Raw genomic sequence first — 24,220 nt, 5'->3', positions numbered from 1 at the left:
CTGCCCCGTGGTCCACCCGGACCGAGCCGGGCCTCTGCGAGCGCACGACCGCCCCCGGAGCACTCCCGGACGAACGCCCGCAGGCGGCCACGACGTCCGCCCGACCCGGGACGAACGTCCCGCCCGTGCTGTGGGTATGGAATAGGCCTGGTTTTGCGGCGAGAACTGGGCCCATTCCATGCCCACAGCGAGGCCGGGTGTCCCGTCAGACGGTCTTGCGGGTGCGGCGGATACCGACCCACAACCCGACGACGCACGTCACCGCCGCGGCGACGAAGCCCCACAGCACGTCGGTGTCCGCGAACGACCCGGCGAGCAGCGCGCGCTCCGCGTCCACGATGTAGGTCAGCGGGTTGAACAGCGCCGCCGTGCGCATCCACGCCGGGCCGGCCTCGAGCGGCAGCATCATCCCGGAGAGGATGAGCAGCGGGAACAGCAGCGACTGCTGCACGCCCCAGAACAGCCACTCGCGGTTCTTCGCGGCGAGCGCGAGCGCGATCGACAGCGCGCCCACCCCGATGCCGAACAGCCCGAGCAGCAGGAGGCCGACGAGCAGGTGCAGCGGGTAGAGGGTGAACCCGAACGGGACGCAGACGAGCGCGATGAGCAGGCCCTGCACGACGAGCGGCGCGAACTCCTTGAGCGAGCGGCCCACGAGGATCGCGGAGCGATCGAGCGGCGTCGCGAGGACGCGCTCGTACGAGCCGGTCATCATCTCGTAGAGCAGGTTCGAACCGCTCATCGAGGTGCCGAACAGCGAGATCATGACGATCACGCCGGGGACGAACCACTGCAGGGTCTCCGCGGTCGACCCGCCACCCCCGCCCCCGAACCCGCCGACCGCGCCCGTGAGCAGCGGCCCGAACAGCCCGAGGAAGATGAGCGGCTGGAGCAGCGAGAAGATCAGCGTGAACGGGTCGCGCAGGACGAGCAGGATCTCGCGCGTGAAGACGGCCCAGGTGTCGGCGAAGAACTTCGCGACCCCGGTCCGCATGACCGCGTCGGCGCCGGAGGTCGTTCGGCTCGCCGACGTCGAGAGGTCGGTGCGCGTGCTCATGCGGCCTCCTCTCGCAGGCTGCGCCCGGTGAGGTTGAGGAACACGTCGTCGAGGCTCGCCTGCTTGAGCTCGGCGGAGCGCACGGCCAGGCCGCCGACGCGCAGCGCCTCGATGGCCTCGGGCAGCCGGTCGGCGCCGTGGGTCGTGGAGATCCGGACGGACACGACGCCGTCGGCGCCGCTCGTGGTCTCGACCGCGCCCACGTCCTCGGCGAGGGACGCGCGGACGCGGCCGACGACGTCGGGCACCGCGCCCGACCCCTCGCCCGTGGCTCCGCCGGCGAGGCTGCTCCCGCCCGCCGCGGGGACCACCGCGAGCGTGATGACGTCGTCCGCGTGGCTGTGCTTGAGCGCGTCCGGCGTGGCGTCGGCGATGATCTCGCCGTGGTCGATGACGACGACGCGCTCGGCCATGCTGTCGGCCTCGTCGAGGTAGTGCGTGGTGAGCACGATCGTCATGCCGTACCGCTCGCGCATCGCGGCGATGTGCTCCCACAGGTTGGCGCGCGCGTGCGGGTCGAGGCCCGTCGTCGGCTCGTCGAGGAACAGCAGCGGCGGGTGGTTCATGAGCCCGAGGGCGACGTCGAGGCGCCGCCGCTGCCCGCCGGACAACGACTGCACCGTGCGCTTCTCGAGCCCGCCGAGGTCGAGCGCCTCGAGGAGGTCGGCCGCGCGCCGGGTGTACTCGCTGGGCGGCAGACCGTAGAAGCGGCCCTGGTTGTGCAGCTCGTCGAGCACCCGGTAGGAGTACCCGCCGCCGTTGCCCTGGCCGATGAAGCCGATGCGGGAGCGGACGTGGGCCGGGTGCTTCGAGACGTCGTAGCCGGCGACCTCCGCGGTCCCGGCGGTCGGTTCGAGGAGGCTCGTCAGCATCCTCAGGGTCGTGGACTTGCCGGCCCCGTTCGGGCCGAGGAAGGCGACGAGCTCGCCCTCGCGGACGTCGATGTCGACGCCCTTGACGGCCTCGACGGTCTCTTTCTTGCGGTAGAAGGTCTTGGTCAGGCCACGGGCTCGGATCACCGGAGCCACCCTTTCGTACGCCGTACCGAAATTGACGATCCACGTTAGCATACGGTGTACGGGAAGAGGCAAGCCTTGGTCCCGCCTGGCTTGTCCGGGCGGGACGCGACCGAAGTCGGGGAGGATACGCACGTGACGACCGACCGCACCGACGAGCGCGACGGCAACCACGCGCCGTCGGGCACCCCGCAGACCCCGCCCGCGACCCCGGAGCCGGAGGAGCCCGAGCGCCCGCGCGGCGTGGTCGCGGCCGCGGACGCCGGGGTGGCCTCCGCCGTGCAGGCCGCCGAGCACGCGCGGGCCCAGTTCACCGAGGTCGTCCGCACGCCGGAGATCACGCGTCGCCTCGCGCTCCTGTGGGACCCGCCTGCCCCCGCGACGCGCGGGCGCAAGCCGCGCCTCACGCTCGACGACGTCGTGCAGGCCGGGATCGCCGTCGCGCAGGAGGGTGGCCTCGACGCGCTCTCCATGCGTCGCGTCGCGACCGAGCTCGGCGTCGGCGCGATGTCGCTGTACACATACGTCCCCGGCCGCACCGAGCTCGTCGACCTCATGGTCGACCGCGCCTACGCCGAGCTCGACCTCCCCGTCGCGGGAGCGCCGTGGCGGCCCGCGCTCGCGCAGTACGCGCACGAGCTGTGGAACCTCTACCTGCGCCACCCGTGGATCCTCCAGACCAACATGTGGCGCGCCCCGCTCGCGCCCCACGTGCTCGACGCCCAGGAGGCGGGCCTGCGCACGATCGTCGACACCGGCCTCTCGGAGCTCCAGGTCGTCGACACGCTCGGCCTCGTCGACAACTACGTCCAGGGCCTCGCGCGCGCGACGGTCGCCGAGCGCACCGAGCGCGACGCGACCGGCGTCGGCAACGACGAGTACTGGACGACGCTCGGCAGCTTCTGGGAGGACTGGTTCGACGTCGAGCGCTACCCCGTCATGACGCGCGTCTACGTCGCGGGCGGGTTCGACGCCCCGCAGGGCCCCTTCGACGCGAGCCTCGACCGCCTCCTCGACGCCGTCGAGATGGCGATCGACCGCGCGAGCGCCGGACCGACCGAGTAGAACCCGACCGGACGGCGGTCCCGGCTGACGCGCGGACGTCACCCCTGGCAGGATCGACCCATGGATCCCCGCGCCGGCACGCCCGCCCAGCCCAGCGACCTCATCGACGTCGACGCCGTGGTCGGCGCCTACTACGACCTCGCCCCCGACGTGGACGACCCGGCGCAGAAGGTCGTGTTCGGCACGTCGGGCCACCGGGGGTCGAGCCTGGACCACGCGTTCAACGAGGCGCACATCATCGCGATCACCGCAGCGATCGTCGAGTACCGGCGCTCGCAGGGCACCGACGGCCCGCTGTTCATCGGCCGCGACACCCACGCGCTGTCGCTCCCGGCGTGGCAGACCGCGCTCGAGGTCCTCGTCGCCGCAGGCGTCCAGACGTACGTCGACGCGCGCGACTCGTTCACCCCGACCCCCGCCGTCTCGCAGTCGATCCTCCTGCACAACGAGGCGACGACCGTCGACGGCGTCCGCACCACGGGCCCGGGCCTCGCGGACGGCATCGTCGTCACGCCGTCGCACAACCCCCCGCGCGACGGCGGCTTCAAGTACAACCCGCCGCACGGCGGCCCCGCCGGGTCCGAGGCGACCGGCTGGATCGCGGACCGCGCGAACGAGATCCTGCGCGGCGGCGTCGCGAGCGTGCGCCGCGTGCCGCTCACCCAGGCGCTCACCTCCGAGCACGTGCACAAGCACGACTTCCTCACCACGTACGTCGACGACCTCGCGAACGTCCTCGACCTCGACGCCATCCGCGACTCCGGCGTGCGCATCGGCGCCGACCCGCTGGGCGGTGCGTCGGTCGAGTACTGGGGCGAGATCGGAGAGCGCTACGGGCTCGACCTCACGGTCGTCAACCCGCAGGTCGACCCGCGCTGGGCGTTCATGACGCTCGACTGGGACGGCAAGATCCGCATGGACTGCTCGTCGCCGTACGCCATGGCGTCGCTCGTCGCCGGGATGACGGGCGACTCCGGCGACGCCGAGGGCGGCGCGCCGTTCGACGTCGCGACCGGGAACGACGCCGACTCCGATCGCCATGGGATCGTCACGCCCGACGCCGGGCTCATGAACCCCAACCACTACCTCGCCGTCGCGATCCAGTACCTCTACGGCGGCGCGCGCGAGGGCTGGCGTGACGACGCGGCGATCGGCAAGACGCTCGTGTCCTCCGCGCTCGTCGACCGGGTCGCGGGCGGCCTGGGCCGCCGGCTCGTCGAGGTGCCCGTCGGGTTCAAGTGGTTCGTGCCGGGCCTGCTCGACGGGACCGTCGGGTTCGGCGGCGAGGAGTCCGCCGGGGCCTCGTTCCTGCGCAAGGACGGCCGCGTCTGGTCCACCGACAAGGACGGCCTGCTGCTCGCGCTGCTCGCCTCCGAGATCATCGCGACGACGGGCCGCACCCCCTCCGAGCACCACCGCGACCTCGTGGAGCGCTACGGCGAGTCCTGGTACGCGCGCGTCGACGCGCCCGCGACGCTCGAGGAGAAGGCGACGCTCGGCAAGCTCTCGCCCGAGCAGGTCACGGCGACCGAGCTCGCGGGCGAGCCGATCACCGCGAAGCTCACCGACGCGCCTGGCAACGACGCTCCGATCGGCGGGCTCAAGGTGACGACCGAGAACGCGTGGTTCGCGGCCCGGCCGTCGGGCACGGAGAACGTCTACAAGATCTACGCCGAGTCGTTCGTCTCCGCCGAGCACCTGACCCAGGTCCAGGCCGAGGCGAAGGACGTCGTCTCCGCGGCCCTCGGGAGCTGATCGTCCCGAAGTTCTACCTCGCGCGACGGCGCTCGCGATCGTCCCACGTGTCCGTCGCGACGCGCTGGGCGTCGCGGAGCGCGCGGGCCGGGTCCACGCCCTTGGGACAGACCTGCGTGCACGCCCCGACCTGGATGCACGGCCAGGCGCCGAACTCGGTGTCGAGGACGTCGGCGCGGTCGAGCTCGCCCGCGTCGCGCGAGTCCTCGTCCCAGCGGCGCGCCGTCGCGACGACGGCCGGGCCGAGGAAGTCCGGCGCGACGTCGAGCTGCGGGCACGCCGCGTAGCAGAGCATGCAGTCGATGCACTCGGCGAAGCCTTTGAAGGCGGCAAGCTCGCCCGGCGTCTGCCGGTGGCCCGACGCCGGTCCGTGCGCCCGCAGCGCGTCGTCACCGTCCGCCGGCGGGTCCGCGACGTGGTCGTCGGCACCCGACACGGCCACGGGCGCGGGCGCGTCCGCGAGCGGGAGCCGCGTCGCGCCGTCGGGCACGAGCCACGGCTGCACCGTGGCGAGCTTGCCGAGGAAGGTGTCGGTGTCGACGACGAGGTCGCGGAGCACCTCGGCGTGCGCGAGCGGCTCGACGACGAGGCCGGACGTGCGGTAGCCGCGCACGAACGTCTCGCACCCGAGCACCGGGCGGCCGTTGACCATGACGCCGCAGCTGCCGCAGACCGCCATCTTGCACGACCACCGGAACGTGAGCGTGGGGTCCGCGTGGTCCTTGACCCACTGGAGCGCGTCGAGCACCGAGGTGCGGTCGTCGTAGGGGACGTCGAACACGTCGCGCCGACCGGTGTCCGTGCCGTCGGGCGACGTGCGCGCGACCTCCAGCCGCACCGTCTGCCCAGCCTCGCTCGGCGTCGCGTCGCTCATGCGCCCTCCCCGCTCCCCGCCGAGAACGACGTTCCTGTCGTTGTCGAGCCCCTTCCGACAGCAGCCTCGTGCCCGGCGGTTCCGACACCCACCGGGACGTGCTCGACCTCCAGCGCGCCGTCCGCACCCAGCCGGACCTCCGAGTGGCGCGCCGCCGGCTCCCGCTCCGGGAAGTCCAGCCGCTGGTGCGCGCCGCGCGACTCCTCGCGCGCGAGCGCGGCGGCGACGGTCGCGTGCGCGACGAGCAGCGTCGCCCCGAGCTCGACGGTCGTCGCCCAGTCGGTGTTGAGCACCGCGCTCGTGTCGGCGACGCGCACGTCGTCGTACCGGGCGCGCAGGTCCTCCACCGCCGCGAGCGCCCGCCGCAGGCCGTCGGCGTCGCGGTAGATCCCGGCGTCGGCGTCGAGCACGCGCCCGAGCTCGGCCCGGATCGCGGCGGGCGGCTCGGCCCCCCGACCGCGCATCGCGAGGTAGCCGTCGACGATCTCGGCGGCGCGGTCGACGACCGCACCGTCCGCCGACGCGGGACCGACGCCGGCCCCCGCGCCCGCCGCCCCGCCGTCGACCCCGGGGTGCCCGGCAGCGCGTGACCACGCGAGCGCGGCCTCGCCCGCCGCACGCCCCACGACCAGGGTCTCGACGAGCGAGTTGGACCCGAGCCGGTTGGCGCCGTGCAGGCCGGTGGACGCGCACTCCCCCGCGGCGAACAGCCCCGCGACGCCGGTCGCTCCCCGCGCGTCGGTGCGGATGCCGCCCATCGTGTAGTGCGCCGTCGGGCGGACGGGCACGGGCTCGGCGGCCGGGTCGACGCCCGCGAACTGCTTGGCGAGCCCGGTCACGAGGGGGAGCCGCTCGGCGAGCCGCTCCTTGCTGAGGTGCCGCAGGTCGAGCAGCACGACGCCGCCGTCGGGCGTGGGGATCGTGCGCCCGTCGCGGTCGGCGTGCCAGAACGCCTGCGACAGCCGGTCGCGCGGCCCGAGCTCCATGGTGCGCGGCACGGGCGCCCCGACCGGCGTCTCCGGGCCGAGCCCGTAGTCGGCGAGGTAGCGGCGCCCTTCGGCGTCGAGCAGCACCCCGCCCTCGCCGCGCGCGGCCTCGGTGAGCAGGATGCCGCTCCCGGGCAGGCCGGTCGGGTGGAACTGGAGGAACTCCATGTCGCGCAGCGGCACGCCCGCGCGCAGGGCCATCGCGGTGCCGTCGCCCGTGCAGATGCCCGCGTTCGTGCTGGTCCCCCATGCGCGCGCCGACCCGCCCGTCGCGAGGACCACCGCGGGCGCCTCCAGGAGCAGCGGCTCGCCGCGGTGCTGGTCGTGCACGACGACGCCGCGCACCCGCGCGTCCGGCCCGCCGGGGTCGTCGACCACCAGGTCGAGCACGTGGTGCTCCTCGTACCGGCGGACAGGGCCGTCGGCGCCCGAGTGTCGCAGCGACGTCTGGAACAGGGTGTGGAGCAGGTGGAAGCCGGTCTTGTCGGCGGCGAACCACGTGCGCGCGCGGCTCATGCCGCCGAACCGCCGCACGGCCACGGCGCCCTCGTCCGTGCGCGACCACGGCAGGCCCCACCGTTCGAGTCGGTACAGCTCGCCCGCCGCACGCTCGACCACGAACCGGACGGCGTCCTCCTCGCAGAGCCCGGCGCCACCCGCGAGGGTGTCGGCGACGTGCTGCTCGAGCGAGTCGTCGTCGCCCACCACGCCCGCGGCCCCGCCCTCCGCGGCGACGGTGTGCGAGCGCATCGGGTAGACCTTCGACACGAGCGCGACCACGGGCGCGCGCCGGTCGTCCCGCGCCGCGGCCTCCGCGACCGCGAGCGCCGCGCTCAGACCTGCACCACCGCCGCCCACGACGACGACGTCGGCGCGCTCGACGCGCAGGGCGGTCACGCGCGCCCCCACGGTGCGGCCGTCGCGGGGCGAACGCGCAGGTCCGCGCACGCGGCAGGGATCGGGGAGAGGTGGTGCCGAGGCATAGGGGAAGGGTCCTCGCGCTCCGGCGGCGGCGCAACAGGCGAAGGTCCCGGAGCCCGGCCCGTCTCATGGGCACTGCTCCCCATCGATCCGGAGGCTCGACTCTGGGTAAGGTCCGTGCGGCACCCCTCCCCGAAACACCGGAGCTCCTCATGCGTCCCGTCCGTTCCGCCGCCCGCCTGACCGTCGCCGCCGCGCTCGCGCTCGGCCTCACCGCGTGCACCATCAACGTCGGCGGCGGCACGCCCGAGACGCCGACGCCGGAGGAGACGTCCGCCGAGGAGACCGCGCCGGTCGAGGACGCGGAGGAGGTCGACGACGCCGCGGCGGAGGAGACCGGCTCGAGCGGCGAGCTGCCCGACTGGGCGAACCCCGTCACGAACCCGGGCGAGCAGATCTCGACCTTCACCATCGGCGAGGTGCGCGTCGACGTCTACCAGGTGGGCGTCACGCAGGCGACGAAGGACGGCCTGTTCGTCGACCCGGAGAACAACAAGCCGATCATCGCCGAGGGCGACGACATCGTCTTCGTCAACTACGTCATCACGAACGAGGGCGCGCCGATCGACCTCGGCTCGAGCCTCGTGAGCATCGACGAGCGCTACGACGACTGGCCCTACATGCAGGGCATGGACACGATCGTCGACGACTCGCTGTACGAGGCGCAGGGCGTGAACGACGACGGCATGGCGCCGGGCGCGTACCGCGAGCCGACGGTCTACACGTTCGGCACCGGCCAGTCGTACTCGTACGGCGTGAACTTCCGCTACCAGTCGGGCTCGCCCATCACGTTCGACGGCACGATCGTCCCGGTCGACGCCGAGGGCGAGCTCCTGCACGACGAGCGCATGGAGGGCGAGGGCACGGGCACCATCTCCTGACCCTCGCGAGCCCTCACGGGTCCGCTGCCGGACGCGAGCGCCCCGGTCCCATGGACCGGGGCGCTCCGTCGTCTCACCGGCGGGCGTCGCGCCGCCGCCGGGCGTCGCCTCACCGCCGGGTGAGGTCCTCGTAGTCCGGGTGGCGCTCGATGTAGGCGCGGACGAACGGGCACAGCGGCACGACGCGCTCTCCCGACTCGCGGACCTGGTCGAGCGCGCCCGCGGCGAGCGCGGAGCCGATGCCCTGGCCCTCGAACGCCGGGTCGACCTCGGTGTGCGTGAAGATCACCTTCCCGGGCTCGCGGACGTACGCGGCGAACCCGGCGACGACGCCGTCGTCGGTGCGGGCCTCGAAGCGGTCGCCCTCGTCGGTGACGGTGACGGTGACGGTCGTGGTGCGGGGTGCGGGGCTGTCGGTCATGGCGCCCATCGTCGCCGCCGCACGGCCGTCGGACAACCGGCGGGCACGGGCCGGACACCGTGGCGAGACGGTCGTCACGTCCCGCCCCGAGCGGCGAATTCACTACCGGGCGGACGGCATCCGGGTGCGACACTGGGACGGTGGTCCAGGATTCCCCGTCGCGCGCTGACGACCCCGAGAACCCCGAGCACCGGCGGGACGACCTGACGACCGACGAGACGACGTCGGGCACCCCCGCGGAGGCGGGGACGACGTCCCGGAACCCCTATCGCGCCGTGCTGACGCTGCCCGGCGCGTGGCGGTTCTCCGCCGCGGCGCTCGTGGCGCGCCTGCCGATGTCGATGGTCGGCATCGGCACGATCCTCATGATCCAGGGCATCTACGGCGAGTACGCGCTCGCGGGGCGCGTCGCGGCGGCGCTCGTCGTCGCGCAGGCGATCGTGTCGCCGCAGATCGCACGCCTGGTCGACCGCACCGGGCAGCGCGTCGTCATGCTGCCGATGCTCGCCGCGACGACGTTCGGACTCGGCGGGCTCATCCTGTGCGCCGTGCTCCGGGCGCCCGAGTGGACGCTCTACGTGTTCGCGGCGATCTCCGGCGCGACGCAGGGGTCGTACGGGTCGATGGTCCGCGCGCGCTGGACCCACACCGTGCCCGACGCGCGGCGCCTGCACACCGCCTACTCGCTCGAGTCCGCGCTCGACGAGCTCGTGTTCGTCGTCGGGCCGGTGCTCGCGACGGTGCTCGCCACGAGCGTCTCCCCCTCGGCCGGGCTGATCGTGCCGCTCGTCGCGGCGGTCGTCGGCGGGCTGTGGTTCCTGTCGCAGCGCGCGACCGAGCCGCCGGTCGTCGTGCCCGAGGCCGGCGTGAAGCAGCGCTCCGCCATGCGGTCGACGGGGATGATCGTGCTCGCCGTGATCTTCGTGGCGATGGGCATCGTGTTCGGCGCGACCGACGTCTCGACCATCGCGTTCGCCGAGGAGCAGGGGCAGAAGGGCGCGGCCGGGCTGATCCTCGCCGTCTTCGCGATGGGCTCGCTCATCTCCGGCCTCGTCTACGGCGCGCGGCACTGGGTGTCGCCGCTGTGGCGCCGGTTCGTCATCGGGATCGTCGCGCTCGCCGCCGGCGTCTCGCTGTTTTTCTTCGTCACGTCGATCCCCGTCCTCGCCGCGGTGATGTTCGTGACCGGGTTCGCCATCGCGCCCACGCTCATCAACGGCAACAACCTCGTGCAGAACCTCGTCGCGCCGAACCAGCTCACCGAGGGGCTCGCGTGGGTCGGGACGTCGCTCGGCGTCGGGGTGTCGATCGGGTCGTCCGTCGCCGGGTCACGCATCGACGCGGGCGGCGCGCACGCCGGGTTCGAGGTCGTCGTCGCGGCGGCGGCGCTCGCCGTCGTGCTCGTGCTCGTCGCGCTCCGGTCGCTGCGCCGCAGCGCGGACCGCGAGGACGTCGCGCCGGCACACTGACGCCGCCCACCCCTGGGTCTCTCCCCACGCGCGGCCGCGGCTGAGGAGCGACCCCGGGTTCGGCACGGTGGCCGTCAGCCCGGGTCGGCGCCCGAGAGGTGGGCGCGCTCACCCTCCTGGTCGAAGATCGTGAGGATCTCGACCGGGCCGTCGTGCGCGCCGAACGAGTGCGGCACCATCGTCGAGAACTCAGCCGCCTGCCCCTCGTGCACGAGGATCCGGCGGTCCGCGAGGTAGACGACGGCCGTGCCCGACAGGACCGTGAACCACTCGTGGCCCGGGTGGACGCGCTGGTGCTCGGTCCCGACGGCGCGCTCGGGCGTCAGGCGCATCTTCGCCACCATCGTCCCGGGCCGGTCGCGGGACAACAGCCACGTGGTCTCCCCCGGCCGGCGCTGCGGCTCGGGCCGGATGACGACGTCCTCGTCGTCGACCGGCTCGACGAGCTGGTCGAGCGTCGTGCCCAGTGCGCGGGCGATGGGCACGAGCTGGTCGAGCGCGATCCGGCGGTGCCCCGTCTCGAGGCGGCTGAGCGTCGACGGGCTGAGGAAGCACCGCGCCGCGAGCGCGTCGAGGGTCCAGCCGCGCGCGAGGCGCAGGCCGCGGATGCGCTGCCGCACGACCGCGTCGAGGTCGGGTTCTTGCGTCATGAGCAAGATCCTATGTCTCAGGCGCAGAATCGTCCTACGGTGGAGGCATGGACTCCCCTCGGCACGACCACGGTCACGGCCACGGCCACGGCCACGGCCACGGCCATGGGCCCGATCACGGGCACGACCACGCCCCGCACGACCACGACGCGGACGGCCTGGCCGAGCTGCTCGAGCTCGACGCGTCGGTGTTCGGGACGCTGCTCGACCAGGCCGTCGCGGTCGCCGTCGCGCACGCGCCGCGCCCGACGCGGACCGTCGTCGACCTCGGCGCGGGGACCGGCACGGGGACCCGGGCGCTCGCGCGCGCGTTCCCCGACGCCGAGGTCGTCGCGGTCGACGCGGACGCGGAGATGCTGGAGCGGCTGCGCGCGGGCCTCGCCGGGAACGGCCTCGAGAACCGCGTGCGCACCGTCGAGGCCGACCTCGACGCCGGCTGGCCGGACGTCGGCGCGGCGGACGTCGTGTGGGCGTCGGCATCCCTGCACCACGTCGCCGACCCGGCGCGCGTCCTGCGCGACGCCCACGACGCGCTCGTGCCCGGCGGCCTGCTCGTCGTCGTCGAGATGACCGCCACCACGCCCGTCCTGCCCGACGACGTCGCGCGCCCCGACCTCGCCGCCCACCTCGAGCACGCGCTGAGCCAGGCGGGCTGGAACCGCTACCCCGACTGGTCGCCGTACGTGACCGACGCGGGGCTGGACCTGGTCGAGCGGCGCGAGCCGGCCGCCGTCGTGCCGCCCGGGCCGGACGTGACGCGCTGGGCGCACGCGACCACGACCCGCCAGCGCGAGCACCTGGCCAACCACCTCGACCCCGACGACCTCGCCGCGCTCGACGCGGTGCTCGCGGCGACGAATCCTGCCGACCCGGGACCCGCACACACCGTCGGAGCCCACGGCGGCCGCATCGTCTGGGCCGCCCGCCGCCCCCGCTGAGTGCACGAAATAGTCGCCGTCTTGGCCGATCCTCGCGACTATTTCATGCACTCAGCAGCGAACCCCCTTCCCCTGCTGAGGAGAGACATGGACACCACCGCCCAGAACACCGTCCACGACGTCGCGATCGTCGGCGGCGGGCCCGCCGGGCTGAGCGCCGCGGTGACGCTCGCGCGGTCGCTGCGCTCCGTCGTCGTGCTCGACGCCGGCGAGCCGCGCAACGCGCCCGCGCAGGGCGCGCACAACCTGCTGGGGCGCGAGGGCGTCCCGCCGCGCGAGCTGCTCGCCGCGGGTCGCGCCGAGGCCGAGGGCTACGGCGCCGAGGTCCGCGACGCACGCGTGGCCCGGGCTGCCGGCGACGCCGAGACGGGCTTCACGCTCACGCTCGACGACGGTGGGACCGTCCGCGCGCGCCGCGTGCTGCTCGCGACGGGCCTCGTCGACGAGCTCCCCGACGTCCCCGGCGTGCGCGAGGGCTGGGGGTCGAGCGTGCTGCACTGCCCGTTCTGCCACGGCTGGGAGGTGCGCGGGCAGCGGGTCGCGGTCCTCGCGACGGGGCCCGCCGCGGCGCACCAGGTGCTGCTGTTCCGCCAGCTCACGCCGCACGTCACGCTCTTCCAGCACACCGCACCCGAGCTCGACCTCGCCACGTGGGAGCAGCTCTCGGCGCTCGGCGTGCGCGTGGTCGAGGGTGAGGTCGCGCGCCTCGACGTCGACGGCCGTTCGGTGCGGTCGGTCGTCCTCGCGGACGGGACGTCGTTCGCGGTGGACGCGGTCGTCGTCGGGCCGCGGTTCGTCGCGCGCGGCGAGCTGTTCGAGCAGCTCGGCGGGACGCTCGAGGACCACCCGGCGGGACGGTTCGTGCCCGCGGACCCGCGCGGCGCGACCTCCGTCCCCGGCGTCTGGGCGGCCGGGAACTCGAGCGACCTCATGGCCCAGGTCGGCGCGTCCGCCGCGGCGGGAGTCATGGCCGGCGCGGGGATCCACGGCGAGCTCGCGCTGGCCGACGCCGCGGCCGCCGTCGCGCGCCGCCGCACCCCGTTCGCCGCGCACACCGTTCCCGCGGTCTGAGGCCCCCGCGGTCCGCCCCGCCGAACCCGGGGTCGTCACCCGGGATCGTGCCGAACCCGGGGACAACCCCGGGTTCGGCACCGCAGGGTGCGACAACCCGGGCTCGGCGCCGGGTGGGGGCGCGCGGCGACCGTGACGCACGAGACGCCGCCTCACGCTGCGGCCCGCGCGGGCCCGGCGCACGATGGAGACGAACCCGAGCCCACCCGTGGAGGTACGTCATGCCGTTCGGAATCGGTCGCTCCCCGCAGGACAAGCGCAACCGCACGGTCGCGGACCTGCTCGTCGCGCAGCTCATCGAGGCGGGGGTGCGGCGGATCTACGGCATCGTCGGCGACAGCCTCAACCCCGTGGTCGACGCGGTGCACCGGTCCAACACGGGCGAGAACGCGGGCAAGGGCATCGAGTGGATCCACGTGCGCCACGAGGAGGCGGCGGCGTTCGCGGCGGCTGCGGAGGCCGAGGTCACGGGCAGCCTCGCGGTGTGCGCGGGGTCGTGCGGACCGGGCAACCTGCACCTCATCAACGGCCTGTACGACGCCAACCGGTCGCGTGTCCCCGTGCTCGCCATCGCGAGCCACATCCCGAGCAAGCAGATCGGCACCGGGTTCTTCCAGGAGACGCACCCCGACCGCCTGTTCACGGAGTGCTCCGTCTACTCGGAGATGATCTCGAGCGCCGACCAGGCGCCGCGCGTCATCAACTCCGCGATCCACCACGCGTACGGCGCGCGCGGCGTCTCCGTCCTCACGCTGCCCGGCGACGTCGCGGACCTCGACGCCCCGGCCGCCGTGCCCGACGTCGCGTGCCGGCCCGCTCCCCCGCGCGTCGTCCCCGACGCGGCCGCGGTCCAGCAGCTCGCGGACGCGATCGGCGCCGCGAAGAAGGTCACGATCTTCGCCGGCGCGGGGGTGCGCGGCGCGCACGACGACGTCGTCGCGCTCGCGGACAAGATCGCGGCGCCCGTGGGCCACTCGCTGCGCGGCAAGGAGTTCATCCAGTACGACAACCCGTTCGACGTCGGCATGTCCGGCCTGCTCGGCTACGGCGCCGCGTTCGACGCGATGCACGACTGCGACCTGCTGATCCTGCTCGGCACCGACTTTCCGTACGACCAGTTCCTGCCGGAGTCCGTCCGCACGGCCCAGGTCGACGTCGACCCGACCCACCTCGGGCGGCGCACGCGCCTCGACCTCGCCGTCGTGGGCGACGTCGGCGAGACGGTGCGCGCGCTCCTGCCGCTCGTGAAGAAGGCGCGGTCGCGCAAGTTCCTCGACTCGATGGTCGCCAAGCACGAGAAGGCGATGACCGGCGTCGTCGGGGCGTACACCAAGAAGGTCGAGCGCACGACGCCGATCCACCCCGAGTTCGTGGCCGACACGCTCGACCAGGTCGCCTCCGACGACGCGGTGTTCACCGTCGACACGGGCATGTGCAACGTGTGGGCGGCGCGGTACATCACACCCAACGGCAAGCGCCGCGTCATCGGGTCGTTCATCCACGGGTCGATGGCCAACGCGCTCCCCCACGCGATCGGCGTCGCCGCCGCGCAGCCCGGTCGCCAGGTCGTCGCCATGTCCGGCGACGGCGGGCTCTCGATGCTGCTCGGCGAGCTGGTCACGCTCAAGCACTACGACCTGCCGGTCAAGGTCGTCCTCTTCGACAACGCGAGCCTCGGCATGGTGCGCCTCGAGATGCTCGTCGACGGGCTGCCGATGTTCGGCACCGAGTCGCCGCAGGTCGACTACGCCGCGGTCGCGAACGCGATCGGCATCCCCGCCGTGCGCGTCGAGAAGCCGAAGGACCTGCGCCGCGCCCTCCAGGACGCGCTGCACCGCCCCGGGCCGGCGCTCGTCGACGTCGTGACCGACCCCCGCGCGCTCTCGATCCCGCCGAACATCACCGCGGGCCAGGTCCGCGGGTTCGCGGTCGCGATGAGCAAGGAGATCCTCGGCGGCGGCATGGGCGAGGTCGTGTCGATGGCGCGCGCCAACCTGCGCAACGTGCCTCGCCCGTGACGGACGAGCCCACCCTCGCCGACGTCCGCGTCACCGCCCGGGAGGTCTTCGGCTACCGCGACCTGCGCCCCGGGCAGCGCGAGGCGATCTCCGCGCTCCTCGACGGGCGCGACGTCCTGCTCGTCCTGCCCACCGGGGCCGGCAAGTCGGCGGTCTACCAGGTCCCGGGCCTCGAGCTGCCCGGGCCGACGCTCGTCGTCTCGCCGCTCATCGCGCTCCAGCAGGACCAGGTGCGGTCGCTGCTCGAGCTCGGCGACGACGACGCGCGGGCCGCGGCCGTGAGCTCGGCGGTGCCCGCGGCCGAGCGGCGCGCCGCGCTCGAGGCCGCCGCGGCGGGCGAGCTGGAGTTCCTCTTCCTGTCGCCCGAGCAGCTCGCCAACGACGAGGTCCTCGACGCCGTCCGCGCGGCCCGGCCCAGCCTCGTCGCGGTCGACGAGGCGCACTGCGTCTCGACCTGGGGGCACGACTTCCGGCCCGAGTACCTCCGGGTGGGCGAGCGCCTCGACACCCTGGACCCGCGGCCGCCCGTGCTCGCGCTCACCGCGACCGCGTCGCCGCCCGTGCGCGAGGACGTCGCCGAGCGCCTGCACCTGCGCGACGCCGCGGTGATCGTCCGCGGGTTCGCGCGCCCCGGGATCGCGCTCGAGGTCGTGCGGACCGTCGAGGCGGCGGACAAGGACCGCGCGGTCGTCGAGCGCGTGCGCGCCGAGGCGGGGCACGGCGTCGGGATCGTGTACGTCGCCACGCGGCGCCGCACCACCGAGGTCGCGGACGCGCTCGCGCGGGCAGGGCTGCGCACCGCCGCCTACCACGGTGGGCTGCGACGGGCCGAGCGCGACGAGGCCCAGCGACGCTTCACCGAGGACGAGGTGGACGTCGTCGTCGCGACGTCCGCGTTCGGGATGGGCATCGACAAGCCGGACGTGCGGTTCGTCGTGCACGCGGACGTCCCCGGCTCCCCGGACTCCTACTACCAGGAGGTCGGCCGCGCGGGTCGCGACGGCGAGCCCGCGGTCGCGGTGCTGTTCTACCGGCCGGAGGACCTGGGCCTCCAGCGCTACTTCGCCGTGGGCGTGCCCGACCGCGACGACCTCCGCGAGGTCGCGCGTGCCCTCGGCCCCGGGACGTCGAGCACCCGCGCGGCCCACGGCCGGGCCCGCCTCCCCCGTCGTCTCTCGCGCCTGCGCGCGCTCGTCGAGGACGCGCGGGCGCTCGCCGGGGACGACGCGCGCCCGGCCGCGGTGGCCGACACCGCGCGGGACCTCGCCGAGGCCCGACGCCGGGTCGACGACTCGCGCCTGCAGATGATGCGCGCGTACGCCGAGACGACGCAGTGCCGCCGCGGGTTCCTGCTCGCCTACCTCGGGGAGGACCTGCCCGAGCCGTGCGGCCGCTGCGACACGTGCTGGGCCGGCACGGCTGCCGAGCGGTCGGCCGACGACCGCTCCGCCCCCTGGTCGACCGGCACGACGGTGCAGCACCCGGAGTTCGGCACGGGGACGGTCATGGGGTACGAGGGCGACGACCGGGTGACCGTCCTCTTCGAGACCCACGGGTACCGGACGCTGAGCCTCGACGCCGTGGCCGAGCAGGGCCTCCTCACCCCGTCCTGACCCGGCGCGGGACGGCGCGCGCGGGCCGGTAGCATCGCCGCGTGCTCACCAAGGCGTCGGTCACGCAGGACCAGGTCGCAGCTCTCGTGGCATCGCTCGGCGAGGCCGTCCGCGTCGAGCCGCTGAGCGGCGGGATGTTCGCGAGCGTCTTTGCCGTGGACCTCGCCGCGCCGACCGGGCGCGCGCTGCCCGACGGCGTCCCCGCACGTGTCGTCGTCAAGGTCACCGGGGCGGACACGTCGCGCCTGCTGCGCTACGAGCACGGCATCCTCGGCACCGAGGACGCCGCCTACCGGGCGGCCCACGCGGCCGGGCTCCCCGTCCCGCGCGTCCTGCACGCCGACCACACGCGCGCGCACGTGGACGGCGACGCGCTCGTCGTCACGTTCCTCGACGGCGCCCTGTGGAGCGGCCGCGAGCTCGACGCCGCGGCCACAGCGGTCGTGCGCCGCGGGCTCGGGTCGTTCATGGCCCGGCTGCACCGGATCACGGGCGACCGGTTCGGGTACCCGGCGCGGGCGTCGGACCTCGCCGCGGCGACGTGGCCCGACGCGTTCGCGCGCATGGTCGGGGCCGTGCTCGACGACGCGCGCCGCTGGGGCGTGGAGCTCCCCGAGGCCCGGGTGCGCGACGCCGTCGCGCGCCACCGCGACCTGCTCGCCCGGGTGACGGTCCCCCGGCTCGTGCACGCGGACCTGTGGCCGGGGAACGTCCTGCTCGGCCGCCCCGCGACCGACCCGGGCCACCCGCACGATGCGGACGACCTCGCGATCGTCGGCGTGCTCGACGCGGAGCGGTCCCTGTGGGGTGACCCGCTGTTCGAGCTCGCCGGGGCGGACCAGCTCGGCGCCGGTGCGGTCGACGCCGACCTGCTCGCGGGATACGCCGCCGCGGGCGGCGGCCCGGGCCTGGGCCTGGGACTGGGCGACGGCATGCCGGGGTCGGGCGACCCCGACGCGTGGGCGCGGCTGAGCCTGTACCGCGCGTACCTCGCGTGCGTCCTCACCGTCGAGGTCGTCCCGCGCGCCTACGAGGGCGACTGGGTCGAGGGGTACGCCGGCACCGCTCGCGCGAACCTCCTGCGGATGCTGGACGAGCTCGGTTCCTGACCGCGCGTCGGACCTGGGGAGTGCTCCCCATGCCCGGACGGCTGGGGCGGCCTCTCGGCACGGTCGGGTCACGATAGGGTGTGCGTACGTTCACGACAACTCCACACGCCACTTCCACGCCGCGGCCGCCGGCCGCACTAGGGGACCTCGCATGATCGCGTTCATCGTCATCGGCATCGCCGGACTCGCCCTCCTGCTCCTCTCGCTGCTCGTGGGCGAGATCGTCGACCTGGGTGACGGCGCCGTGTCCGGGACGTCGCTCGGCGTGGGTGGTGTCGTCTTCGGCGCCGTCGGCGTGATCGTGACGACCAACGACCTGCCGACGTGGTTGGCGTACGTGGGCTCGCTCGTCGTGGCGCTGGTCGTCATGGTGCTCGTCCAAGCGCTGGTCAAGCACCTGCGGGACTCGGAGGACGGCGTCCCGACGTCGCTCGTCGGCGTGCAGGGCACCGCGACGACCGCGATCGACCCCGCGCGCGGCGAGGTCTCGCTCGACGCCGCGCACGAGCTGGAGCGCCGTCTCGCGTGGGCGGACGAGCCCATCCCGGAGGGCGCGCGCGTCGTCGTGCTCGAGCAGTCCGGGAGCCGCGTGCGCGTCCAGCGCCACTACCCCAACGACTGAGGTCCGCGAGGACCGACCGCGACGCCCCGCGCGTCGACCGTGGGTGCCGCGCACCCGCACGCACCACCGGCGGGCCGGCCGGGCACCACCCGGCCCGTCCACCGAGCACTGCCGCACGCCCTGACCTGCACGCACCCACGGAAGGAGACGCGCCCCGGCGCGGACCATGTTCGACGACACGAACCTCATCACGACCCTGGCGATCGTCGCCCTGGTCATCGCGTTCTTCGCGGTGGTCATCTTCATCAGCAAGCGCATCCGCCGCGTCCCGCCGAACGAGGCCCTGGTCATCGTCGGCCGCGGCGCGGGCCGCAAGGAGGCCGCGGGCAGCGGGCAGAAGGTCGTCGTCGGCGGCCGCACGTTCGTGTGGCCGATCCTCCAGCAGGGCTTCTCCATCTCGCTCGAGCAGCGCCAGATCGGCATCACGGTCGAGGGCGTGGACAAGAACCGCATCAAGATCGCCATCAAGGCGTCGATCAACTTCAAGGTCCGTGGTGACGAGGAGGGCGTGCGTCGCGCGGCCCAGCGCTTCCTCTCCCAGCAGGGCACGCTGACGGAGATCATCAAGGAGTCCCTCGAGGGCTCGCTGCGCTCCATCGTCGGCGACATGACGATCGAGCAGATCATCTCCGACCGCAAGGGCCTGTCCGACCGCGTCGTCGAGTCCACCAAGGCCGACCTCTCGGAGCAGGGCCTCCAGGTCGACCTGCTCAACATCTCCGACATCTCGACGCCGGGCTCGGACTACCTCGCGAACCTCGGCCGCGCCGAGTCGGCCCGCGCCCGCCAGGTCGCCGAGGTCTCCGAGGCCGAGGCGCAGCGCGCCTCGGAGTTCGCCGTCATCGACGCGGCGGAGCAGATCGCCGAGCGCCAGAAGGCGCTCGACCTCAAGCGCGCCGTGATCAAGGCCGACACCGACCGCGCGAACGCCGAGGCCGAGGCCGCGGGCCAGCTCGCCCGCGCCGAGCAGGACCGCCTCGTCGCGCAGCAGGAGCGCGAGGCGCTCGCCGAGCAGGCCCGGGTGACGCAGGAGCGCCTCGACATCGAGATCCGCAAGCCTGCCGAGGCCAAGGCGTACGCCGAGGTCCAGGAGGCCAACGCGCGCCGTGACGCCGCGAACGCCGCGACCGAGGCCGACGCGTACAAGCGCACGGTCATCGCCGAGGCGAACAAGACGGCCGCGATCCAGGACGCCGAGGCGTCCGCGCAGGCCGTGCGCCGCGCCGGTGAGGCCGAGCGTGACCGCCAGGTCGCCCTCGCCGCCGGTATCAAGGCCGAGGGTGAGGCCCGGGCCGCGGCGATCGAGGCCGAGGGCCGCGCCGAGGCCGTGGCGACGGACGCCAAGGCCGACGCGCTCCAGAAGTACGGCGAGGCGGCCCTGGTGCAGGAGCTCATCGAGCGCCTGCCCGAGATCGTGCGCGCCGCGGCCGAGCCGATCGGCAACATCCAGGGCATGACCGTCGTCTCGACCGACGGCGCGTCCGCGGTCACGAAGAACGTCGCGTCCGTCCTCGGCGAGGGCCAGGGCGTCATCAAGCAGCTCACCGGAGTCGACATCAACCAGCTCATCGCCAACCTCGCGGGAACGCAGCTCACGGGCTCGGGCGAGAAGGCGTCGAACGGCACCTCGCACTGACCACCTGGCCGGATCACGCCGGCCGCACGACGACGGCCCGCCCGGAACCTCCGGGCGGGCCGTCGTCGTGCGGGGCGCGCGGCCTGCTCAGGTCCAGCCGAGGCGGCCGAACGCGTTGAGCGCGAGCAGGACGCCGAGGATCCCCAGCACCCAGCCGGTCATGTCGGTCGCGTTCCTCGTCAGCCACGCGTCGAGCCGGCGCAGCAGCGGGTCGACCGCGCGCGCGGCGACGAGACGCCCGAGCAGCAGCAGGAGCGCGGGGGCGATCATCACGACGCAGTAGGCGGCGAGGACGCCGCCGGTCGCGGGCCAGCCGACGTCCGACGTCGTCAGCAGCCCGATCGCCGCGAGGTACGGCAGCATCGTCCCGACCTCGATCGCCACGGCTCCGAGCGCGAGCCCCATGAGCGGCAGCACGGAGGGCCGAGCGCGGACGGCGCCCGCACCGGCGGCGTCCGCCTCGATCCCCAGCGCGCGTTCGCGCCAGCGCGACAACCGCCCCGGGCGCGGGGCCGGCGTCGTCCCTCGCTCCCCGCCGGGCGCGTCGACCGTGCCGTCGCCCGGGACGGACGGTCGCGCGCCGACCGTCACCGGCGCCGCGTCGGCCGCGTGCGCGGCCCGCCGGGCCGCGCGCTTGCTGTCGAACCGGAAGCTCAGCGCGAACAGGCCGATGCCGAGCAGCAGCTGCACGATCGCCGCGGCGCGGGTGTCGAGGGCGTCGCCGAACCGGTCGAGGAAGGCCCCCGCACCCAGCAGGACGACGATCCCGACGGCCAGGTAGAACGCGGCGACCGTGCCGAGGTAGACGAGCACGCGCCCCGCACACAGGCGGCCGGGGGCGAGGAGCAGCCAGACGGGGATCAGCAGCGTGCCGAAGCTCGTGGAGTCGATGAGGGCCAGCACGACGAGCACGCCCGCCATCGCGGCGAGCCCGAGGCCCGGCCCGCCGACGGCGTCGAGGTCGAGAGGGATGTCCATGCCGTCGAGCCTCGCCCCGTGGCGTCGTCCCGTCGTCGGGCGAACGACCGACCCGGAGCCCTCCGCGAGCCACCCGCGGGGACGGTGACGCCGCCGCAGTACACCGTTCGACCGATCCGGGGAACGGCGCGCTGTGCTGGGATGGGTGCGTGAGCACGGAGGACGGCGGCACGGACGAGGTGCGCCCCGTCGCGCCCGGGCGCTCCGGCACCTGGCAGGCGGCGGTCCGGTCGCTCCCCCAGGTCTGGCGCATCGAGGACCGCCGGAACGACGCCTTCTCCGCCGTCGTCACGTTCGTCCTCGGGTGGCTCCTCCTCGAGGTGGGCCTCGTGGGGATCGTCCAGGCTCCGTTCGTCGCCGAGCCGGCGGAGGCGTGGTGGCGCGTCGCCCTGCTCGGGGTCGGCTGCCTCCTCATCCTCGTCAAGCGCGCCCACCCGATCCTGGCGCTCCTCGGGGGCGTCGCCGTCACCGCCGTCGACCTCCGGTGGGGCGGCAGCCTCGCGATCACGCTCGTCCTGTGGGACCTGCTCTACGCCGCCGCGCTGTGGTCGGGTCCGCGGGCGCGCGCGTGGCTCTGGGGGGTGGCCGTGACCGTCGCCGTCCTGGGCTCCGTCGCGGCCGGCGAGGCCGCGCGCGACGTGCGGCAGTTCGTGTACATGGGACTCCAGCTCGGGGCCGTCCTCCTCGTGCCGATGTGGTGGGCGACCAACGTGCGCACCAAGAGCGAGCTCGCCGAGCTCGCGGGCGAGCGCGCCGACCTCGCGGCGCGCGAGGCCGAGGCCGCCGCGCGCACGGCCGACCTGGAGCGGCAGCGCGCGAGCGACCTCGAGCGCATCGCCGAGCTCGACCGGCACGAAGCGGTGCAGGCCGAGCGCGCCGCGATGGCGCGCGACCTGCACGACGTCATCGCGTCGCACCTGTCGACCATCGCGATCCACTCCGGCGCCGCGCTCGCGCTCCCGCCCGACGCGGCGAAGGACCGGGCCGCGCTCCAGCAGGTGCGTGCGAGCGCCGTCGCGTCCCTGGACGAGATGCGCTCGATGATCCTGCTGCTGCGCACGGAGGGCCGGCGCGACGACGTCCCCGACGCCGTCGCCGCGCCGGGCCGGCTCGCGGGCCTCGACGCCCTGCTCGACGCTGCCCGGGCGACCACGACGGTCACGCTCGACGACCCCGACGACGTCGCGACGTCGGACCTGCCCGCCGCGGCCGACCAGGCGCTGTTCCGGATCGCGCAGGAGGCCGTGACCAACGCGCTCAAGCACGCGCCGGGATCGCCCGTGACGGTGCGGCTCGTGCGCGACGGGTCGGCCGTCGTGCTCGAGGTGCGCGACGTTGGCGCGCCGGGCTCGGCGCCGCCGGTCGAGGCACCGCTGAGCGCCGGCACCGGGCTGCTGACCATGCGCGAACGGGCGGACGGCCTCGGCGGGACGTTCGACGCCGGGCCGGCGGCGACCGACGGGTGGGTCGTGCGCGCGGCCGTCCCGGTCGCCGAGCGTCCGACCGAGAAGGAGAGCGCATGACGCCACGACCGGTCCGCGTGCTGCTGGCCGACGACCACGCCGCGATCCGCGCGGGCCTGCGCCTCCTGCTCGACGCCTCCGACGACGTCGAGGTCGTCGGCGAGGCGGCCGACGGCACCGCGGCGATCACCAACGCCCGTGCGCTGCGGCCCGACGTCGTGCTGATGGACCTGCGCATGCCCGGCGTGGACGGCATCGAGGCCACGCGCGTCATCACGGGCGAACGGCTCGCCGACGTCCTCGTGCTCACGACGTTCGACCTCGACGAGTACGTCGACGGCGCGCTCCGCGCAGGCGCCGCGGGCTTCCTCCTCAAGTCAGCGGAGCCCGCCGCGCTGCTCGACGCCGTCCGCCGCGTCGCCGACGGCGACGGCGTGCTCGCCCCCGAGGTCACCCGACGGCTGCTCGCCGCGTTCGCGCGCGGCCCGGCCCCCGATGGCGCCCCGCGCCCCGACCCGGCCATCCGCCCGGGCGGGACCACCGCTCCGGCCTCAGGACCGCAGTCGGGCACGGCCGGTGACCTCCCGGCGCCCGCCGCCGGGGCGAACGCCGACGCGAGCGGCCCGGCTCAGGACCCACGGCTCGCCGACCTCACACCCCGCGAGGTGGACGTGCTCGCGGCGCTCGGCCGCGGCCTGTCCAACCAGGGCATCGCGACGGATCTCTACATCACGGAGGCCACGGCCAAGACCCACGTCTCGCGCGTCCTCGGCAAGCTCGGCGTCCCGACGCGCATGCAGGCGGCCATCGTCGCCCGCGACACCGGCCTCGCCTGACCCGCCCGAGAACCCCGAGCGAGCGGACCACGGCTCTCCCTCGGCCAACCACGGTTCTACCTCGCGCGACCGCTCTTCTACCTCGGCGAGAGGGTCAGCGCGGGAGGTGGCGGGTCGTGCGGTCGAGGTAGGCGTCGGCGTCGAAGTCGTCCATGAGCGCGCTCTGGATGATGAAGCCCTGGCACGCGGCGACGAACAGCGGCGCCTGCTCGGCGCCGAGCTCGGCCGCGCGTGCGGGGACGAGGCCGTGGGTGCGCTCGTGCCAGGCGGCGACGTAGTCGGCGAAGACCGAGCGCAGCCGGGCGAGGACCGCCGAGGCGAACTCGAGGATGCGGGGGTCGGTCACGGCCTCGCCCCAGACCTGGATCAGGATCGCGGTGCTGCCGATCTCGCGCACCACCCCGTGCATCAGGACGGCGACGAGGTCGGACGGCGGAGGGAGCGGGTCGCGCTCGGCGAGCCGTTCGACGTCGGCGATGCGCGCGCCGACGATCCGGCCCGCGACGTCGTGCACGATCGCCATCTTGGAGTCGTAGTAGCCGTAGATCGCGCCGGCGGACAGCCCGGACTCGGCGATGATCTCCGCCATCGAGGTGGCGGCGAAGCCCTTGCGGCGGAACACGCGCAGGGCCGCGGCGGCGATGTCGTCGCGCCGCTGCGCTCGGTACTCGTCACTGACCCGGGGCATCCGCCCACCCTAAACCGAACGATCGTTCTTGACAGGAGGGATGCGCAGGTCGACTCTATAGAGAACGAACATTCGTTTTATGAGAGGTCTCCC

General features: G+C 74.4%; 21 protein-coding genes. 13 read left to right on the top strand and 8 right to left on the bottom strand.

Annotation, left to right across the window (positions count from 1 at the left end; genetic code table 11):
- Positions 1 to 205: 205 nt before the first annotated feature.
- Positions 206 to 1,057, bottom strand: a complete 852-nt coding sequence (locus ACN9MS_RS02380; protein ID WP_426310558.1) for an ABC transporter permease — start codon at positions 1,055 to 1,057, stop codon at positions 206 to 208.
- Complete coding sequence (locus tag ACN9MS_RS02375) at positions 1,054 to 2,076, bottom strand: ABC transporter ATP-binding protein (RefSeq protein ID WP_426310557.1); 1,023 nt, start codon at positions 2,074 to 2,076, stop codon at positions 1,054 to 1,056. Before ACN9MS_RS02375 ends, ACN9MS_RS02380 begins: the two co-directional genes overlap by 4 nt.
- Positions 2,077 to 2,208: 132 nt before the next feature.
- Between ACN9MS_RS02375 and ACN9MS_RS02370 the strand changes: the two genes are divergently transcribed.
- Positions 2,209 to 3,138, top strand: a complete 930-nt coding sequence (locus tag ACN9MS_RS02370; protein WP_426310556.1) for a TetR/AcrR family transcriptional regulator — start codon at positions 2,209 to 2,211, stop codon at positions 3,136 to 3,138.
- Between the two features lie 60 nt (positions 3,139 to 3,198).
- The gene (gene pgm / locus ACN9MS_RS02365; RefSeq protein WP_426310555.1) at positions 3,199 to 4,893 is read left to right on the top strand and encodes a phosphoglucomutase (alpha-D-glucose-1,6-bisphosphate-dependent); all 1,695 of its coding nucleotides are present in this window, start codon (positions 3,199 to 3,201) and stop codon (positions 4,891 to 4,893) included.
- Between the two features lie 13 nt (positions 4,894 to 4,906).
- On the opposite strand, the gene ACN9MS_RS02360 is transcribed toward pgm, so the two are convergent.
- Both ACN9MS_RS02360 and ACN9MS_RS02355 read right to left on the bottom strand, forming a co-directional pair.
- The gene (locus ACN9MS_RS02360) at positions 4,907 to 5,767 is read right to left on the bottom strand and encodes a 2Fe-2S iron-sulfur cluster-binding protein (RefSeq protein WP_426310554.1); all 861 of its coding nucleotides are present in this window, start codon (positions 5,765 to 5,767) and stop codon (positions 4,907 to 4,909) included.
- Positions 5,764 to 7,650 (bottom strand): FAD-binding protein, encoded by a 1,887-nt coding sequence (locus ACN9MS_RS02355; RefSeq protein WP_426310553.1) that lies wholly within the window; start codon positions 7,648 to 7,650, stop codon positions 5,764 to 5,766. Before ACN9MS_RS02355 ends, ACN9MS_RS02360 begins: the two co-directional genes overlap by 4 nt.
- 236 nt (positions 7,651 to 7,886) lie before the next feature.
- Here ACN9MS_RS02355 and ACN9MS_RS02350 point away from each other — a divergent pair, with 236 nt between their 5' ends.
- Entirely contained in the window at positions 7,887 to 8,615 is a 729-nt protein-coding gene (locus ACN9MS_RS02350; RefSeq protein WP_426310552.1) for a hypothetical protein, read from the top strand.
- 109 nt (positions 8,616 to 8,724) lie between these two features.
- Here ACN9MS_RS02350 and ACN9MS_RS02345 read toward each other — a convergent pair whose 3' ends face one another.
- Positions 8,725 to 9,036 carry a GNAT family N-acetyltransferase gene (locus tag ACN9MS_RS02345; RefSeq protein ID WP_426310551.1) on the bottom strand — a complete coding sequence of 104 codons (312 nt, stop codon included), beginning with the start codon at positions 9,034 to 9,036 and terminating at the stop codon, positions 8,725 to 8,727.
- A gap of 203 nt (positions 9,037 to 9,239) precedes the next feature.
- Here ACN9MS_RS02345 and ACN9MS_RS02340 point away from each other — a divergent pair, with 203 nt between their 5' ends.
- The gene (locus ACN9MS_RS02340) at positions 9,240 to 10,505 is read left to right on the top strand and encodes an MFS transporter (protein WP_426311801.1); all 1,266 of its coding nucleotides are present in this window, start codon (positions 9,240 to 9,242) and stop codon (positions 10,503 to 10,505) included.
- 74 nt (positions 10,506 to 10,579) lie between these two features.
- Here the strand turns inward: ACN9MS_RS02340 and ACN9MS_RS02335 are convergent, their stop codons facing one another.
- The gene (locus tag ACN9MS_RS02335; RefSeq protein WP_426310550.1) at positions 10,580 to 11,155 is read right to left on the bottom strand and encodes a helix-turn-helix domain-containing protein; all 576 of its coding nucleotides are present in this window, start codon (positions 11,153 to 11,155) and stop codon (positions 10,580 to 10,582) included.
- Positions 11,156 to 11,202: 47 nt separating this feature from the next.
- Between ACN9MS_RS02335 and ACN9MS_RS02330 the strand changes: the two genes are divergently transcribed.
- The 7 genes from ACN9MS_RS02330 to ACN9MS_RS02300 all read left to right on the top strand — a co-directional run bounded on the left by ACN9MS_RS02330 (position 11,203) and on the right by ACN9MS_RS02300 (position 20,162).
- A complete protein-coding gene (locus ACN9MS_RS02330) occupies positions 11,203 to 12,093 on the top strand; it encodes a class I SAM-dependent methyltransferase (RefSeq protein WP_426310549.1) in 891 nt (296 codons plus the stop codon).
- Positions 12,094 to 12,180: 87 nt separating this feature from the next.
- The gene (locus ACN9MS_RS02325; RefSeq protein ID WP_426310548.1) at positions 12,181 to 13,164 is read left to right on the top strand and encodes an NAD(P)/FAD-dependent oxidoreductase; all 984 of its coding nucleotides are present in this window, start codon (positions 12,181 to 12,183) and stop codon (positions 13,162 to 13,164) included.
- Positions 13,165 to 13,385: 221 nt separating this feature from the next.
- Positions 13,386 to 15,182: a pyruvate dehydrogenase gene (locus ACN9MS_RS02320; RefSeq protein ID WP_426310547.1), complete on the top strand. Its 1,797-nt coding sequence runs from the start codon at positions 13,386 to 13,388 to the stop codon at positions 15,180 to 15,182.
- A complete protein-coding gene (locus ACN9MS_RS02315) occupies positions 15,179 to 16,795 on the top strand; it encodes a RecQ family ATP-dependent DNA helicase (RefSeq protein WP_426310546.1) in 1,617 nt (538 codons plus the stop codon). The genes ACN9MS_RS02320 and ACN9MS_RS02315 overlap by 4 nt, the downstream gene beginning before the upstream one ends.
- 41 nt (positions 16,796 to 16,836) lie before the next feature.
- Positions 16,837 to 17,904 carry a phosphotransferase family protein gene (locus tag ACN9MS_RS02310; RefSeq protein ID WP_426310545.1) on the top strand — a complete coding sequence of 356 codons (1,068 nt, stop codon included), beginning with the start codon at positions 16,837 to 16,839 and terminating at the stop codon, positions 17,902 to 17,904.
- 151 nt (positions 17,905 to 18,055) lie between these two features.
- Positions 18,056 to 18,526: an NfeD family protein gene (locus ACN9MS_RS02305; protein ID WP_426310544.1), complete on the top strand. Its 471-nt coding sequence runs from the start codon at positions 18,056 to 18,058 to the stop codon at positions 18,524 to 18,526.
- A 166-nt stretch (positions 18,527 to 18,692) separates the two neighbouring features.
- Positions 18,693 to 20,162 carry a flotillin family protein gene (locus tag ACN9MS_RS02300; protein WP_426310543.1) on the top strand — a complete coding sequence of 490 codons (1,470 nt, stop codon included), beginning with the start codon at positions 18,693 to 18,695 and terminating at the stop codon, positions 20,160 to 20,162.
- A gap of 87 nt (positions 20,163 to 20,249) precedes the next feature.
- On the opposite strand, the gene ACN9MS_RS02295 is transcribed toward ACN9MS_RS02300, so the two are convergent.
- A complete protein-coding gene (locus ACN9MS_RS02295; protein WP_426310542.1) occupies positions 20,250 to 21,140 on the bottom strand; it encodes a GAP family protein in 891 nt (296 codons plus the stop codon).
- A 149-nt stretch (positions 21,141 to 21,289) separates the two neighbouring features.
- Here ACN9MS_RS02295 and ACN9MS_RS02290 point away from each other — a divergent pair, with 149 nt between their 5' ends.
- Together ACN9MS_RS02290 and ACN9MS_RS02285 are read left to right on the top strand one after the other, a co-directional pair.
- Positions 21,290 to 22,663, top strand: coding sequence for a sensor histidine kinase (locus tag ACN9MS_RS02290; RefSeq protein WP_426310541.1), 1,374 nt, complete (start codon positions 21,290 to 21,292; stop codon positions 22,661 to 22,663).
- Positions 22,660 to 23,439 (top strand): response regulator, encoded by a 780-nt coding sequence (locus ACN9MS_RS02285; RefSeq protein ID WP_426310540.1) that lies wholly within the window; start codon positions 22,660 to 22,662, stop codon positions 23,437 to 23,439. The genes ACN9MS_RS02290 and ACN9MS_RS02285 overlap by 4 nt, the downstream gene beginning before the upstream one ends.
- Before the next feature lie 94 nt (positions 23,440 to 23,533).
- Here the strand turns inward: ACN9MS_RS02285 and ACN9MS_RS02280 are convergent, their stop codons facing one another.
- Positions 23,534 to 24,127, bottom strand: a complete 594-nt coding sequence (locus tag ACN9MS_RS02280; protein WP_426310539.1) for a TetR/AcrR family transcriptional regulator — start codon at positions 24,125 to 24,127, stop codon at positions 23,534 to 23,536.
- Positions 24,128 to 24,220 lie beyond the last annotated feature (93 nt).

This window comes from Cellulosimicrobium sp. E-16 (genome assembly GCF_049913115.1).
Lineage (GTDB): Bacteria > Actinomycetota > Actinomycetes > Actinomycetales > Cellulomonadaceae > Cellulosimicrobium.
This window is presented reverse-complemented; position numbering and strand designations above follow the sequence as displayed.

Coding starts and splice junctions, on each gene's coding strand:
- ACN9MS_RS02320 (WP_426310547.1), top strand. CDS start 13,386: ATGCCGTTCGGAATCGGTCGCTCCCCGCAGGACAAGCGCAACCGCACG.
- ACN9MS_RS02335 (WP_426310550.1), bottom strand. CDS start 11,155: ATGACGCAAGAACCCGACCTCGACGCGGTCGTGCGGCAGCGCATCCGC.
- ACN9MS_RS02305 (WP_426310544.1), top strand. CDS start 18,056: ATGATCGCGTTCATCGTCATCGGCATCGCCGGACTCGCCCTCCTGCTC.
- ACN9MS_RS02325 (WP_426310548.1), top strand. CDS start 12,181: ATGGACACCACCGCCCAGAACACCGTCCACGACGTCGCGATCGTCGGC.
- ACN9MS_RS02330 (WP_426310549.1), top strand. CDS start 11,203: ATGGACTCCCCTCGGCACGACCACGGTCACGGCCACGGCCACGGCCAC.
- ACN9MS_RS02380 (WP_426310558.1), bottom strand. CDS start 1,057: ATGAGCACGCGCACCGACCTCTCGACGTCGGCGAGCCGAACGACCTCC.
- ACN9MS_RS02345 (WP_426310551.1), bottom strand. CDS start 9,036: ATGACCGACAGCCCCGCACCCCGCACCACGACCGTCACCGTCACCGTC.
- pgm (WP_426310555.1), top strand. CDS start 3,199: ATGGATCCCCGCGCCGGCACGCCCGCCCAGCCCAGCGACCTCATCGAC.
- ACN9MS_RS02360 (WP_426310554.1), bottom strand. CDS start 5,767: ATGAGCGACGCGACGCCGAGCGAGGCTGGGCAGACGGTGCGGCTGGAG.
- ACN9MS_RS02285 (WP_426310540.1), top strand. CDS start 22,660: ATGACGCCACGACCGGTCCGCGTGCTGCTGGCCGACGACCACGCCGCG.
- ACN9MS_RS02350 (WP_426310552.1), top strand. CDS start 7,887: ATGCGTCCCGTCCGTTCCGCCGCCCGCCTGACCGTCGCCGCCGCGCTC.
- ACN9MS_RS02280 (WP_426310539.1), bottom strand. CDS start 24,127: ATGCCCCGGGTCAGTGACGAGTACCGAGCGCAGCGGCGCGACGACATC.
- ACN9MS_RS02295 (WP_426310542.1), bottom strand. CDS start 21,140: ATGGACATCCCTCTCGACCTCGACGCCGTCGGCGGGCCGGGCCTCGGG.
- ACN9MS_RS02300 (WP_426310543.1), top strand. CDS start 18,693: ATGTTCGACGACACGAACCTCATCACGACCCTGGCGATCGTCGCCCTG.